Origin of the sequence: Blautia segnis (assembly GCF_014287535.1) — a bacterium.
Taxonomy (GTDB): domain Bacteria; phylum Bacillota; class Clostridia; order Lachnospirales; family Lachnospiraceae; genus Blautia_A; species Blautia_A acetigignens.
In genome coordinates this window covers 15,553-29,881 of sequence record NZ_JACOOT010000029.1, presented here as the reverse complement: position 1 = coordinate 29,881, position 14,329 = coordinate 15,553, and the positions used below count along the sequence as shown (strand labels likewise).

Annotated in this window: 12 protein-coding genes and 1 other annotated feature; of the genes, 4 read left to right on the top strand and 8 right to left on the bottom strand. The window is 46.3% G+C overall.

Annotated elements, in window-relative coordinates; translation table 11 throughout:
• Window positions 1-15 precede the first annotated feature (15 nt).
• Together H8S54_RS12255 and H8S54_RS12250 are read right to left on the bottom strand one after the other, a co-directional pair.
• Window positions 16-366 (bottom strand): TIGR04086 family membrane protein, encoded by a 351-nt coding sequence (locus H8S54_RS12255; protein ID WP_021926838.1) that lies wholly within the window; start codon window positions 364-366, stop codon window positions 16-18.
• A gap of 75 nt (window positions 367-441) precedes the next feature.
• Window positions 442-2,487, bottom strand: a complete 2,046-nt coding sequence (locus tag H8S54_RS12250; RefSeq protein ID WP_117854399.1) for a hypothetical protein — start codon at window positions 2,485-2,487, stop codon at window positions 442-444.
• Window positions 2,488-2,871: 384 nt separating this feature from the next.
• On the opposite strand from H8S54_RS12250, the gene H8S54_RS12245 reads away from it, so the two are divergent.
• Complete coding sequence (locus tag H8S54_RS12245; protein WP_117854400.1) at window positions 2,872-4,158, top strand: HlyC/CorC family transporter; 1,287 nt, start codon at window positions 2,872-2,874, stop codon at window positions 4,156-4,158.
• Window positions 4,159-4,262: 104 nt separating this feature from the next.
• Here the strand turns inward: H8S54_RS12245 and H8S54_RS12240 are convergent, their stop codons facing one another.
• Together H8S54_RS12240 and H8S54_RS12235 are read right to left on the bottom strand one after the other, a co-directional pair.
• A complete protein-coding gene (locus H8S54_RS12240) occupies window positions 4,263-4,865 on the bottom strand; it encodes a YdcF family protein (RefSeq protein WP_186901578.1) in 603 nt (200 codons plus the stop codon).
• Between the two features lie 153 nt (window positions 4,866-5,018).
• Window positions 5,019-5,783, bottom strand: coding sequence for an N-acetylmuramoyl-L-alanine amidase (locus tag H8S54_RS12235; protein ID WP_186901577.1), 765 nt, complete (start codon window positions 5,781-5,783; stop codon window positions 5,019-5,021).
• A gap of 146 nt (window positions 5,784-5,929) precedes the next feature.
• Here H8S54_RS12235 and H8S54_RS12230 point away from each other — a divergent pair, with 146 nt between their 5' ends.
• From H8S54_RS12230 to H8S54_RS12220, 3 genes are all read left to right on the top strand, one after another.
• A complete protein-coding gene (locus H8S54_RS12230) occupies window positions 5,930-6,907 on the top strand; it encodes an ABC transporter substrate-binding protein (protein ID WP_021925535.1) in 978 nt (325 codons plus the stop codon).
• Between the two features lie 187 nt (window positions 6,908-7,094).
• Window positions 7,095-8,021 (top strand): ABC transporter permease, encoded by a 927-nt coding sequence (locus tag H8S54_RS12225; protein ID WP_021925534.1) that lies wholly within the window; start codon window positions 7,095-7,097, stop codon window positions 8,019-8,021.
• A complete protein-coding gene (locus H8S54_RS12220) occupies window positions 8,014-8,808 on the top strand; it encodes an ABC transporter ATP-binding protein (RefSeq protein WP_021925533.1) in 795 nt (264 codons plus the stop codon). The genes H8S54_RS12225 and H8S54_RS12220 overlap by 8 nt, the downstream gene beginning before the upstream one ends.
• A gap of 117 nt (window positions 8,809-8,925) precedes the next feature.
• Here H8S54_RS12220 and H8S54_RS12215 read toward each other — a convergent pair whose 3' ends face one another.
• The 4 genes from H8S54_RS12215 to H8S54_RS12200 all read right to left on the bottom strand — a co-directional run bounded on the left by H8S54_RS12215 (window position 8,926) and on the right by H8S54_RS12200 (window position 14,176).
• A complete protein-coding gene (locus tag H8S54_RS12215; RefSeq protein ID WP_186901576.1) occupies window positions 8,926-9,915 on the bottom strand; it encodes a DUF5688 family protein in 990 nt (329 codons plus the stop codon).
• A gap of 276 nt (window positions 9,916-10,191) precedes the next feature.
• On the bottom strand, window positions 10,192-11,796 hold the full coding sequence (pckA, locus tag H8S54_RS12210) for a phosphoenolpyruvate carboxykinase (ATP) (protein ID WP_117854402.1): 1,605 nt from the start codon (window positions 11,794-11,796) through the stop codon (window positions 10,192-10,194).
• Between the two features lie 292 nt (window positions 11,797-12,088).
• Window positions 12,089-13,039 (bottom strand): bile acid:sodium symporter family protein, encoded by a 951-nt coding sequence (locus tag H8S54_RS12205; RefSeq protein ID WP_173765588.1) that lies wholly within the window; start codon window positions 13,037-13,039, stop codon window positions 12,089-12,091.
• A gap of 154 nt (window positions 13,040-13,193) precedes the next feature.
• Window positions 13,194-13,471, bottom strand: a binding site (T-box leader).
• Window positions 13,472-13,699: 228 nt separating this feature from the next.
• Window positions 13,700-14,176 (bottom strand): low molecular weight protein-tyrosine-phosphatase, encoded by a 477-nt coding sequence (locus H8S54_RS12200; protein WP_117854403.1) that lies wholly within the window; start codon window positions 14,174-14,176, stop codon window positions 13,700-13,702.
• Between the last annotated feature and the right edge of the window lie 153 nt (window positions 14,177-14,329).

The following is a 14,329-nucleotide window of genomic DNA, read 5'->3' as shown; positions in this document are numbered from 1 at the left end:
TTTAAAGTATTTTTTTCACGAAAGCATTCCTCCCAGTGCGCCGCCCCCAAGACACATGAAAAATGTGGTCACAGCGTGCATCAGGCTCATATCCCATTTGCCTTTTACCGCAAAGGAGACCGTAATCAGAAGAAGGTAATAAAAGACTCCTACAAGGATTCCCCAGAGATATTTGTCCTTTCTTATGATTTTGCCTGCCATAAAGCCTCCAAGCAGACAGGACAGGATATACACCGCCACAATCCCGGCGGATACCGGCTTTTCCCCCAAGTCAAACTGAAACAGAAGAAACGCCAGAAGCAGCAGGAAAATTCCTGTTACTGCATAAGAAAAAAGCAGTGATCTCAAAATCGCTCTTACTTTCATAAAAACAGCCCTCCTATATGGAATATATGGGAGGGCTGCTGTGGTTATTCGCCTGTAAGCTTATTCATTTTCTTTTTATTCATTTTCTTTTCTGCGGATGCCAAATACGGCTGCCACCATTCCAGCTGCTGTCATCAGCAGAAGGACAAATGGAAGGACTGTAGTCTCATCACCGGTTTTAACTGCGTTGGATGTCTGGATCTGTCCGTTATTGTTTGCAGTGCTGTCGGAGGACTGGCTGTTTCCATTGCTGGAACTGCTTCCGTTTGCAGAAGAGGTTCCGCCAGTTCCTGTGCTGCTGTTTCCACTATTTCCGGAAGTGCTGTTTGCATCGGAAGTATTTCCTGTGTTTCCAGATGTGCTGGTATTTCCGGAATTATCAGCTGTGCCAATTGTACTGGATGCTGAACCGCCATTGCTGCTGTCTGTTCCGGTTCCGGCTGTTCCATCAGTGCCGGTTCCTGTGGTTCCGTTTGTACCAGTCGTTCCGCTTGTTCCACCAATTCCTGCACCTGCGGTTCCGGTAACGGATGGGGATGGTGTCGGTGTTCCGCTGATAGTCACGGTAGGTGTGGGAGTCGGAGTTCCGTTATCTCCATAAGCGCCGTTGGCGATCTCATCTCCGATGATCGGGCGGAAGCCTGCAATTCCAAATGGGCTGAAGGAATGGGTACTGAATACCATTGTGCTTCCATTCACGCTTGGAACGATTGTCTCTGTTGCACCGTTGGCAAGCAGATGCTCGATGGAATACTCATAGCCCTCTTTTACCGGAATGGTAACACTTACATACTGGCCATCCGGAATCTCGTACTCGGTATTGTTCTTCAGATCCCATAATTTAAACTCATAGGACTGGAAAATATTGGCTTTCTCTTCGTTCTTGAATTCGTAGCTCTCGCCGCTTTCCACCTGGAACTGTACATACCACGGAAGGTCAATGCCAGATACGGTAATGCCCTCGCAGGTATGGTTCTCTGCGGCTCTTGCAGCCTGCTCTTCCTCTGTCAGATCGTCCTCTGCGGTATTCGGTCTCGTGTCAGAAACAGTGAAATCTGCCGGATTGTCAAAAATATTTTTCTCATCGGAAGAAGTATCTTCCTCTGTAGCTTCGTCCGTATTCTCAGATGGCTCCACTTCATCCAGCACAGTTGCTCCTGGCATAAGGTCTCCGAATTTATCGTTCAGCATTCCGCCTGCGCTTTCATTCTGGGCGGTATCCTCTGCCGGCACCTCGGAAGCTGCAGGTTCTTCGGCCTGATCCGGTGTGCTGTCTTCTTCAGCTGCTTCTGTAATCTTAGCGGAGGTGTCCTCTTTGGTCTCTTCACCGGAAGCAGCTGTCAGTGCATTGTCAGCTTCTGTCTCATCTGGCAGGATTGCATCTGCAGCGGACGGAGCTTCTGTAACAGGCGCATCCTTTAAAAGATCGTCTGCGGTATTTCCTGCCTTCTCTGCGGTATCAGCGTTCTCCGGCTGGTCAGCTTTGTCGGAGTTCCCGGTATCCTCTGTACTGTCGGAAGCTGCCGGAACATCCGGGTTCTCTGCCGCTGGCTCCTGGGACGGAGTCTCTGCTGGAGTCTCTGTCGGTGTTTCCGCAGGGGCTGCTTCCTCCGGGTTCTGGGTTTCTCCTGCATTTTCTGCCGGAGCCTGGGTATCAGAAGAACCATTCTCCTGGGATTCCCCGGCAGACGGAGTCTCTGCCGTGTCTGATGAATCCTGAGTATCATCAGCGGTATCCTCCAGACTGCTTACCACAACATTGACGGTGCCTTTGACAACCTTCTTCTGGGCATCCCATCCCGGAAGATAAGAAAGATCTACATTCTCAGCCGGCTTAAAGATTACTTCGCAGGCCTGCACTCTCTTATCCGGTACGAAGGTTCCATCCGCCCAGGAAAGAGTTCCGTAGTCGCTCTTTGGCAGTGCCACCTGAGAAAGGGCTGCCGGCTGGTCAATGGTTACATTATCTGGAATAAGACTGGATGTCTCAAGATTCGCTTCAATATTTCCAATTTCTGCAAGGACCGGATAAACCTGTCCTGTCATCAGCACTGCTGTCATGGCAGCTGCTGCAAGTAGTGATACACTTTTTCTGTACATAACGTTTTTTTTCTTCTTCATCCTGGCACCTCTGTTGTATGTATATATAAAATTATATTTATCATCAATGGAACGGTGTGTTTCTGCCTGATCCGGCAGAACATTTATGTTTTTTTGCGCCCATATTTATACTATATCAAATCTTTACTCTTTTGTAAATGTTTTGTAACATTTTATTTTATTTTCTACCAAATCGAATTATAACACAGTTCCCGTTTTTTCGACACCCCTAAATTCTACTTTTTTACATATACTTTTACATTTTGTTAAAGCTGGCTTTTTCGTTTGTCTTCCAGTCCGGATGTTTTCCTAAAGTCATTTATTGCCAACATTTTTTCCTTGCTTTTTCCCACTGAATCATGTATATTTTTCTTATTATAATTATCAAAAAGGAGTGAATATAGTTTGGATTCAAGTGTCCCTATACAGGCGGTCACCATACTGATTCTGGTGTTGCTGTCCGCCTTCTTTTCCTCTGCGGAGACGTCTATGACAGCTGCCAACCGCATTCGGATCCATTCCCTTGCAGAGCAGGGGAACAAGCGGGCCATTACGTTAGAGAAGGTTATTTCCAACTCCAACAAGATGCTCAGCACCATATTAATTGGTAACAATATTGTAAACATTGCGGCATCTTCCCTTGCCACTACCTTTACTATGAAGGTGTTCGGAAGCATGTACATCGGTGTCGCCACAGGTGTTATGACTCTGCTAGTGCTGCTTTTCGGCGAGATCACCCCCAAGACCATTGCCACCCTTAAGGCCGATGACCTGGCACTTACCTATGCAAGACCGATTTATGCACTGATGGTGGTGCTCACCCCTGTCATCTACATTGTAGGGAAATTAGCCAACGGCATTCTTTTTGTTCTCCGTGTTGATCCCAATGCCAAGAGGGACACCATCACCGAGCACGAGCTTCGTTCCATGGTAAATGTAGGCCAGGAAAACGGCGTGATCGAGCGGGAAGAAAAGCAGATGATCTACAATGTGTTTGATTTCGGTGACTCTGCCGCCAAGGATGTGATGATTCCCAGAATTGACATGACCTTTATTGAGGTAAACTCCACTTACCAGGAGCTGATGGATATTTTCAAGGAAGACATGCACACCCGTTTCCCAGTTTATGAGGACAATACAGACAATGTAATCGGGATTATCAACATCAAGGATCTGCTTCTCTACCCGGAGAATGAGCAGTTTTCCATCCGGAAAATTCTCCGTGAGCCTTATTTTACCTATGAATATAAGCGTACCACAGATCTGATGATGGAGATGCGCAAGGCTTCCGTGAACCTTGCCATTGTACTGGATGAATATGGTTCCACAGCCGGACTGGTCACATTGGAGGACCTGCTGGAAGAAATTGTTGGGGAGATCCGGGATGAGTATGACGAGGATGAAGAAGAGCCGATCTGTGAAATCCAGCCTGGAAGAGAATATCAGGTGCTTGGTTCTGCCAAGTTAAGCGACCTGAACGAAGCCCTTGGAACCAAACTGGAATCGGAAGACTATGATTCCGTCGGCGGCTACATTATCGAGCAGCTGGACTGCCTGCCCCGTGAAGGCGAATCCGTCACTCTGGAAGACGGTATGCGGCTGGTTGTAGAAGCCCTCGACAAGAACCGCATTGAGCTGGTTCATATCTGGCTGCCGGAACGCAAAAAGACCGATGAGAACCAAGAAGACTGATCATATCCCGATACACGATCCACAATTATATATTTAAAATGCAAAAAATCCGAACCCCTTTCGATTAAAATGGGGATTCGGATTTTTGTTTTCGAAATCACATTTTAACGCCCCTTATCTCCCAGCATCAGGCAGAACTGTTTCACGATCCGGTCAATTTCTCCAGTGACGGCTTCCAACCCGACTTCCGTTTCCCGCCAGTTTTCCCTGGTGATTCCATCCGGGCAGGCCGGGCAGACCAGAATCTTCGCCTCCGGGTACAGGATCTGATAATACATCAGAGAGCGTCTGGCATGATAGGTCTTGCAGCACAAAATTGCCTTATTCACCTGAATTCCCGCCCTGTCTGTCACCTGTCTGGAATAAATGGCATTTTCATAGGTAAAGGTTGCCTGGTCTTCCCGCAGGATTGCCTCTTCCGGAACACCGTTCTTCATAAGAACGCTCTTTAAGAATTCCCATTCCGTCTCATATTCTCCGTCATAAATTTCCTGGTGAGACTGCACTCCCACAAATTTCCCCAGGGTAATGCTGTATCTTCCGCTGGGCAGAATATAAGGAGCATAGCCTTCTTTATATAACTGCGCCGCACGCTCAGCCATCTGGGGAAACCCGTTTCCCGGCACAAAAATAATATCCGCCTTCTCAGGCTGATCCTCTGCAAATACAAAATCCTCTGCTGTTCTTAGAAATTCACTGTAATCCATTCTTTTGTTCCTTTCATAGCTCCTGCCAGCTTTTACCAACGAAACAGACATATCTGATCATGCATCCATTCCTAATTTAAAAGCCTGTGCATGTTGTTATCTGCATTATAATGTTTTTCCAGCTATTTTTCCACCCAGGAAATCTCTCCCGTCTTATTTTGTCACGATCAGGGTGCTGTAGCCATCATCCCGCAGCTGCTGTTCCATGCGGATCGCATTGTCCAACTGCACGAAAGCCCCGACCTGCACTTTATAGAATTCCCCATCCTGCAGAATATACGCTGGATATCCTTTTTCCTGCAGCATATACAGCATGCGGTCCGCGTTTTCCCGTTTGCGAAAAATACCGGTCTGCACCCGGTAATACAAAGGCTCCTCTCCCTGCTGCTGATCCAAAGTTCCAAGAATGGCGCCGGCAATCGCCTGGGCAATCTCCTCCTGCTTCTCATCATAAAGCTGATTGTCCTCATCAGAATTGATAAACCCGGTTTCAATCAGAAGAGCCGGCATCTTGGTTTTTCGCAGCACTACAAGCCCCGGTCTTGCCTGAACCCCGATTTCCCGAAAGCCCAGTTCTCCAAGGGCACCTACAATATTCTGTGCCATCTCATATTTCACACCGGATTTGTCGTAAACCAGCACCTCCACTCCATTGTACTGATTCACCTCCGGGCTGCTGTTCCGATGAAAGGAAATGAAATAATCCACCTTCGCCTCATTGGCAAGTCTTGCCCTCTCAAAGGGGGAAATGTAATCATCCGTAGTTCTGGTATACAGCACCTTTATCCCATTTTCGGAAAGAATTTTCCCAACAGCCATGGCAAGGGTGAGATTGTCATCCTTTTCCCTGCGGCCTTTATATACAGCTCCCGGATCCGATCCGCCGTGCCCGGCATCTATCATAATGGAATATGGCATGTCAAAATGACCTTCCTTACACTCTTTCTCTATTAGAATATGTAAAAAACTGCCAAAAGCTACTTGACTTTTACGCTTTAAAGCGGTATTATTTTGTGCAGACAGTACTTTAAACTACGAAAATGTTTTTAAGGAGGAAACAAATTATGAAAAGAAAGGTTTTATCCGTAATTATGACCGGAGCTATGGTAGCAGGTCTTGCAGGTACAGTAACCGTACACGCTGAAGAACAGCAGACATACAATATCGGTATCTGCCAGCTGGTTCAGCATGAAGCACTTGACGCCGCAACTGAAGGCTTCAAGGATGCAGTCAAAGAAGGTCTCGGCGAGGAGAACGTTACATTTGATGAGCAGAATGCACAGGGCGATTCCGCTACCTGCAGCACCATCATCAACAACTTCGTATCCAGCAATGTAGACCTGATCCTTGCAAACGCTACTGCTTCTCTTCAGGCTGCAGCAGCAGGAACAAGCGATATCCCGATCCTTGGCACCGCAGTAACAGAATATGGCGTAGCTCTTGATCTTACTGATTTCGACGGCACTGTAGGCGGAAATATTTCCGGTACATCAGACCTTGCTCCACTTGAGGATCAGGCAGCAATGCTTAACGAGCTCTTCCCAGATGCAAAGAACGTAGGACTTCTCTACTGCTCCGCTGAGCCGAACTCCCAGTACCAGGTAGACACTGTTAAGGCTGCACTTGAGGATCTTGGATACACCTGCGAATACTACGCATTCTCTGATTCCAACGATATCTCCTCTGTTGTAACAAACGCAGTTGCAGACAGCGATGTCATCTATGTTCCAACAGACAACACAGCAGCTTCCAACACCGAGCTGATCAACAACATCTGCCTTCCGGCAAAGGTTCCGGTAATCGCAGGTGAAGAGGGAATCTGCTCCGGATGCGGTGTTGCTACTCTTTCCATCAGCTACTATGACCTTGGAAAAGCAACTGGAGAAATGGCAGTTAAGATCTTAAAAGACGGCGAAGACATTTCTACAATGCCAATCGAGTACGCACCTAACTTCACAAAAGAGTACAACGCAGACATCTGCGCAGAGCTTGGAATCGAAGTTCCGGATGATTACGTTGCAATCGGTGCAGACGCTGAATAATACATATTAATATTGATTTGACAGATTATTTGGACATTTAGCTGTTTCAGACAGCATAAACACAGACAGCGGGAAGGGAATCCTCTCTCGCTGTTTGTGTCGTTTCTAAACAGACTTGTCCTTAAATAAAAATCAGCTGTATTGCGCCGCAGCGCTGCCGCAGCTTGGCATGCAGGAGGAAAAAAACATGCAAATCGCAAACTTAATAATGGCACTTCCAGGTGCCGCTGCCCAGGGACTGATCTGGGGTATTATGGCAATCGGTGTATACCTTACTTTCCGTGTTCTGGACATCGCCGATCTGACCGTAGACGGTACCATGTGTACCGGAGGTGCTGTCTGTGTCATGATGATGATCAGCGGACATAACGTATGGGTATCTCTTCTGGCAGCAACCTTAGCCGGTATGCTGGCCGGACTTGTCACTGGTATTTTCCACACCTTTATGGGAATCCCAGCCATCCTTGCCGGAATCCTGACCCAGCTTTCCCTTTACTCCATTAACCTGAAGATCATGGGAAAAGCAAACCAGGCCATCAACGTTGACAAGTATCCGATCCTGATCTCCCTAAGACGAATCAAAAACGTGCCGATCACCCAGAACACCATTCTGATCGTTGCACTGTTTATTGTAGTGATCATCGCTATTTTGTACTGGTTCTTCGGAACCGAGCTTGGCTGCTCCCTTCGTGCAACAGGATGCAACCCTAACATGTCCCGTGCACAGGGTATCAACACAGATTTCTGCAAGGTTCTTGGCCTTATGGTTTCCAACGGACTTGTTGCTTTATCCAGTGCTCTTCTGGCTCAGTACCAGGGCTTCGCAGACGTAAACATGGGACGTGGTGCGATCGTAATCGGACTTGCTGCCGTTATTATCGGCGAGGCGATTTTCAGCCGCATTTTCCGCAACTTCGCACTCCGCCTTCTGTCCGTAGCATTCGGTTCCATTCTCTACTATCTGGTACTTCAGACTGTAATCTGGATGGGTATCGACACAGACCTTCTGAAAATGCTGTCCGCACTTGTAGTTGCTGTATTCCTGGCAGTACCTTACTGGAAGGGAAAATATTTCGCAAAACCAGCAAAACGTGGAGGTAAGAACAATGCTTGAGATCAAAAACATATACAAAACCTTTAATCCGGGAACCATCAACGAGAAGGTAGCCTTAAACGGTCTTTCCCTGAAGCTCAATGAAGGTGATTTCGTTACCGTAATCGGCGGCAACGGAGCCGGAAAATCCACAATGCTGAACGCAGTTGCAGGTGTATGGCCGGTAGACGAGGGCCAGATCATCATTGACGGAACAGATGTTACCAAGCTTTCCGAGTACAAAAGAGCCGCATATCTTGGACGTGTATTCCAGGATCCTATGACCGGAACTGCTGCTACCATGGGAATTGAAGAGAACTTAGCTCTTGCCAAGCGCCGCGGCAAAACAAGGCTTCTCCGCCCCGGAATCACAAAGGCAGAGCGTGCTGAGTACAAAGAGCTTCTGAAAATCCTGAACCTTGGTCTTGAGGATCGTCTGACTTCCAAGGTAGGTCTTCTCTCCGGAGGCCAGAGACAGGCGCTTACCCTTCTGATGGCTACCCTTCAGAAACCGAAGCTTCTCCTTCTGGATGAGCACACTGCAGCCCTTGACCCGAAAACAGCAGCAAAGGTTCTGGACATTACAGACAAAATTGTCAACCGCGATCACCTTACCACACTGATGATCACCCACAATATGAAGGACGCCATCGCCCACGGCAACCGTCTGATCATGATGATGAACGGAAAAATCGTTCTCGACATCCAGGGTGAAGAAAAGAAAAAGCTTACCGTGAAACAGCTTCTGGATAAATTCGAGGAAGCCAGCGGAGAAGAATTCTCCAATGACTCCGCAATTCTTGGATAAGCAAAATACTTTCCGAAAAAAAACCTGTATTTCCTAAAATTTCTGGAAACTGCCGTCAGACTTCTGGTTCTGGCGGCAGTTTTTTGCCCTTAAAAGCTTTCCCAGGTGATAGACGCTTTACTTTGTCTCCTTCTCGTCCTCTTCGTGGGGGCCTCCCACCTGCAGAAACACAGTTCCCTTATACACCATAAAATCCCCGGTTTCCTGGCAGTACCGATATACCTTATCTGTGAGAAAATCCTCCTCCGGCGTAGCCTCCCGTAATGTGTCCCTAAGAACCTCCTGCAGATCCTCTGGATAGGCCATACGCACGCTGTGGACCATCACCTCATGAATACTGGTAAACACCAGATAAAAGTCTCCTTTCATCAATTCCGCCAGTCTTTTTGCCACGCCTGGTAAAAACACCGCTACCGCTCCGTTTGTCCTTCTTACTGTGCTGAGACAGTTTCCCACATTCTCTCTTCGCAATTCAAATTCCTGGTTCAGATCCATAAAGCATTCTCCGTTGTACTCCGGGTTTCCGATCAGTTTTTCCCACAGGAAAATTCTGGGCGGGGAAATAAAATATGTATTCAAAAGAGCCGCCTCAAAAACCGTTTTCTCGTCAAGCCCCCAGTTATCCAGACAATCACGGCGTATTTTCATGCTGGTGGTGCATCCTTTCACCTCTCCTACCTGCATGTACAATACCAGGGCAATGTCCCCGATTACCCGGTATACCGCTTTTGAAAGCTCTTTCTTGTGCTTCTTCCGGTTCAAAAGCCGGATGAAAAGGTCATTTTTCACCTTCTCGTAATTGTTCAGATTTTGGGTTTTCTCAAAAAATCCGGCATTTCTCAGTTTGCGGATTTCTTTTTCCACTGTGTCTGCAATTTTTTCCAGAGACACACCGTCCTCATAGTCATCAAAAAGCTCTTCCGTATGGATTCCGCACACTTCTTTTCCTGCCGGGTAAGCATGGCATTCCACAAACAGCCGATCACCGCTAGGCGTCATCCCCTGTTCATCCTGCTCCTTGAAAAAAATCTGTTCTTCTTTCAGCCCCAAACGTTCTAGTAACAGCTGGCGCAGATTCTCCACAAATGCATCATACTCTTTGCTCATATTCAGTTCCTTTCTGCTTGAAAATATCGCTTTGAAATAAAAGGGGCGAAACGCCCTGATGATTGCTGGCCCTGCTGTGCATTGCAGACGGCCTGCTTATGAAAAAAAGATGGAAGCTGTGAATTGCTTCCCTTTGAGTTGCTGTATGGATAGTATATAAGAAATGAGCAGATTTGTAAAGTAGTTTTCATCGACAGAATGCAGCGAAATTTTCCACAAAAACGGGCCTGCCGCATACACGGCAGACCCGAAATCATTCAATCTTATAAAGTTAGATTAAGCCTGAGGACCAGCAGCAACAAGCGCTTTACCAGCTTCATTTCCTTCGTATTTCTTGAAGTTCTTAACGAAACGGTCTGCAAGGTCTTTTGCTTTTACTTCCCACTCAGAAGCGTCAGCGTATGTGTCACGAGGATCAAGGATGCCTGTGTCAACGCCTGTAAGCTCTGTAGGAACCTCAAAGTTGAAGAATGGGATCTTCTTAGTCGGAGCTGTTAAGATAGCGCCGCTGAGGATTCCATCGATGATACCACGGGTATCTTTGATGGAGATACGTTTTCCGGTTCCGTTCCATCCTGTGTTAACCAGGTATGCTTTTGCTCCGCTCTTCTCCATTTTCTTAACGAGTTCTTCAGCATATTTGGTCGGATGCAGCTCAAGGAATGCCTGTCCGAAGCAAGCTGAGAATGTAGGTGTAGGCTCTGTGATTCCACGCTCTGTACCAGCAAGTTTAGCTGTGAATCCAGACAGGAAGTAGTACTGAGTCTGCTCTGGTGTCAGGATAGATACTGGAGGAAGTACTCCGAATGCATCTGCGGAAAGGAAGATAACGTTCTTAGCAGCCGGTGCGGAAGAGATCGGGCGAACGATCTTCTCAATGTGGTTGATCGGATAAGATACACGAGTGTTCTCTGTAACGCTCTTATCAGCGAAATCAATCTTGCCTTCACCGTCAAGTGTAACGTTCTCAAGAAGAGCGTTTCTCTTGATTGCATTGTAGATATCCGGCTCAGAATCCTTGTCAAGGTTGATAACCTTAGCATAGCAGCCGCCCTCGAAGTTGAATACTCCGTTGTCGTCCCAGCCGTGCTCGTCATCACCGATGAGAAGTCTCTTAGGATCTGTGGAAAGTGTAGTCTTACCTGTTCCGGAAAGGCCGAAGAAGATAGCGGTGTTCTCACCGTTCATATCTGTGTTTGCAGAGCAGTGCATGGAAGCGATGCCCTTAAGCGGCAGATAGTAGTTCATCATGGAGAACATACCTTTCTTCATCTCTCCGCCGTACCATGTATTTACGATAACCTGCTCACGGCTTGTGATGTTGAACATTACAGCTGTCTCAGAGTTAAGGCCTAATTCCTTGTAGTTCTCAACTTTAGCCTTGGAAGCGTTGTAAACAACGAAATCTGGCTCGAAGTCTTTGAGTTCTTCCTCTGTAGGCTGGATGAACATGTTTGTTACAAAGTGTGCCTGCCAAGCAACCTCAACGATGAAACGGATTGCCATACGGGTATCTTTGTTAGCGCCGCAGAATGCATCTACTACGAAAAGTCTCTTGTTGGAGAGTTCTTTCTTAGCGATCTCTTTCACTGCTGCCCAAGCTTCCTGTGTTGCAGGATGGTTGTCGTTCTTATATTCGTCAGATGTCCACCATACGGTGTCTTTGGAATTCTCATCCATTACGATATATTTGTCTTTAGGAGAACGTCCGGTATAAATACCTGTCATAACGTTAACAGCGCCAAGCTCGCTGACCTGTCCTTTTTCAAAGCCCTCAAGACCTGGTTTGGTCTCCTCTTCAAATAACATTTCATAAGAGGGGTTGTAAACAATTTCTGTAGTTCCGGTAATACCATACTTTGTTAAATCGATTTTTGCCATCTTACACTTAACCTCTTTTCTCTAAAATGGAATTCATCTGCGAATGCAGATTCTATGGCTGATACACGCTGTTTCACCGTAATACCTTATCGAAAATATTACTTGCGCCACCAGCTTCTATGGTACAAAACCTAAGGAATGGAACCGGGTGGATTCCTTTTTTCCTTATCATATATTATACATATCTGGTGGATAAAATCAACACAATTTTTGCGTTTTTTGAAATTTTGTTAAAGTTTTATCAACATAAAAGGGGCCCGGAGGAAAATCCCTCAGAACCCTATATAATGTTTTATTCTGCCTCTTTATTATTTGCGCTGCGTGCATAAATATTTGCAAGAACTGCACCGGAAATATTATGCCATACACTGAATACAGCTCCTGGGATGGTTGCCAGCGGATACTGTGCAAAATGTGTGGTCGCAAGGGAGGTTGCAAGTCCGGAGTTCTGCATGCCGACCTCGATAGAGATTGCACGGCATTTTGTAGTATCCAGCTTTAATGCACGGCCGATTCCGTAGCCAACACCATATCCAAGCAGGTTATGCAGGATAACAACTGCTACGATGAGAAGTCCGGATGTCATCAGCTTAGCAGAGTTTGCGGATACAACAGCTGCTACGATGGCCACGATGGCTGTGGTGGAGATCAGCGGAAGGATCTCTACTACTTTTTCTGTAAATTTCTTGAAGAAATGGTTGATCACAAATCCAAGTACGATTGGAACGATTACTACCTTTACAATGGAAAGGAACATGCTGAACATGTCTACGTTTACCTTCTGGCCTGCATATAAATAGGTAAGAAGAGGTGTTAAAAACGGAGCAAGCACTGTGGATACTGCAGTCATACCAACGGACAATGCCACATCTCCTTTGGACAGATAGGTCATAACGTTGGAGGATGTTCCGCCAGGGCAGGTTCCTACCAGGATTACGCCGATGGCAAGCTCTGCCGGAAGCTGAAATACTTTTGTAAGAGCAAAAGCTAACAGCGGCATTACGGTAAACTGTGCGATACAGCCGATGATCACATCTTTTGGACGGCTGAATACAACCTTGAAGTCGTTTGGCTTCAGGGTAAGTCCCATACCGAACATTACGATTCCAAGCAGGGTGTTGACGTAGCTGGTCTTGATGAAGCTGACTGTGTTCGGTGCAAAGAGCGCAAGTGCGGCAACTGCGATTACGATCACTGCCATGTACTTGCTGACAAAGTTTGTGATTTTTTTCAGTGTTTCCATTTTGGTTTCTCCTTCGTGATTTTGAAGGCAGTGTTGCTGTCTTCCTTGATTTTCCAAGGGATTTCACATGATGGTATTTCCTCTGTGTGAGAGGCAGTGTCAACAGCTCCGCGTTTCTGGCACAAGCGGATAATAAAAAAGCCTCTGTCTCCAGTTAAGAGACAAAGGCAAAATCCTCTGCGGTACCACTCTTATTGCTGCCATGCAGCCACTCACTACTCATCCTATAAAATGAGAAACAGGATAACGACTGTTAACCGTCCGAACTTACTCGAATAGATACTGCGCTTCTATGCTCATCAGCAGATAGGTACTATTTTTCAGTCCGAAAGCTCAGAGGTGATTTTCACAAAAGCTTCCTCGCCATCTCTCACCACCGATGGCTCTCTGTGGATTCCCCTTCTTGCTACTCTTCCTCGTCATTGCGAAATTCTTAGATTGAGGTTATTGTAGTACGGTGAAGTGGAAATGTCAAGGGAGGCAGCGAAAAAAGTTGGACAAATTATACAAGTTGGCGTTTTTATTTTGTGCAGTATTTCTGAAGTTCGGTATTGCCTTCATAATTATTGCACTTCTGTTTTTCACTTTGTTGCTTTTCCCATTATTTATAATACATTGCATCTTTTTCCTCACCTGCCACAGTTCTGTTACATTATCTTATTATATTCTTCCCTCTCGTTCCAAATATAAGAGAAATCCCTCGCATCCTTCCACCACATCCCGATAAGTAGACTCAAAGTTCCCGGTATACCAGGGATCTGCAATGTCTCTGGGATGATCGGAATAATCCAGCAAAAGCTTTACTTTGTGCTCCGGGTCCTTTCCTACAATCCGCAGGATATTTCGGATATTGCGCTCTTCCATCCCCAGAATGTAATCATATTTCCCATAGTCCGCCTTGGTGATCTGCACTGCTCTTTTTCCCTCGCAGGAAATCCCATGCTTCGCCAGCTCCCGTTTCGCCGGAGGATAAACCGGATTCCCCACTCCGTTCCAGATTTCTTCCGTGCTGGTGGCTGCGGATGCAATATAAAATCTGTCTGACAAACTGCGTTCGGAAACAATTGATTTCATAATAAATTCTGCCATAGGACTGCGGCAAATGTTGCCTAAACAAACGAAAAGTACTCGTATCATATATTTTTGCTCCTATCTTATCTCATTGTGTTTCTTACATTGAATAATCTAAATATACGCTTTCCTAACGGATATTTGTTTTTACTGGATATTTCTTTAAAAAGCCTCCGAAAGAAGGCTTTAAAAGAATGCTTTTTTTCAAAAATAGCTTCT

Coding starts and splice junctions, on each gene's coding strand:
- H8S54_RS12230 (WP_021925535.1), top strand. CDS start 5,930: ATGAAAAGAAAGGTTTTATCCGTAATTATGACCGGAGCTATGGTAGCA.
- H8S54_RS12205 (WP_173765588.1), bottom strand. CDS start 13,039: ATGGAAACACTGAAAAAAATCACAAACTTTGTCAGCAAGTACATGGCA.
- H8S54_RS12250 (WP_117854399.1), bottom strand. CDS start 2,487: ATGAAGAAGAAAAAAAACGTTATGTACAGAAAAAGTGTATCACTACTT.
- H8S54_RS12215 (WP_186901576.1), bottom strand. CDS start 9,915: ATGAGCAAAGAGTATGATGCATTTGTGGAGAATCTGCGCCAGCTGTTA.
- H8S54_RS12255 (WP_021926838.1), bottom strand. CDS start 366: ATGAAAGTAAGAGCGATTTTGAGATCACTGCTTTTTTCTTATGCAGTA.
- H8S54_RS12225 (WP_021925534.1), top strand. CDS start 7,095: ATGCAAATCGCAAACTTAATAATGGCACTTCCAGGTGCCGCTGCCCAG.
- H8S54_RS12220 (WP_021925533.1), top strand. CDS start 8,014: ATGCTTGAGATCAAAAACATATACAAAACCTTTAATCCGGGAACCATC.
- H8S54_RS12235 (WP_186901577.1), bottom strand. CDS start 5,783: ATGCCATATTCCATTATGATAGATGCCGGGCACGGCGGATCGGATCCG.
- H8S54_RS12240 (WP_186901578.1), bottom strand. CDS start 4,865: ATGGATTACAGTGAATTTCTAAGAACAGCAGAGGATTTTGTATTTGCA.
- pckA (WP_117854402.1), bottom strand. CDS start 11,796: ATGGCAAAAATCGATTTAACAAAGTATGGTATTACCGGAACTACAGAA.
- H8S54_RS12200 (WP_117854403.1), bottom strand. CDS start 14,176: ATGATACGAGTACTTTTCGTTTGTTTAGGCAACATTTGCCGCAGTCCT.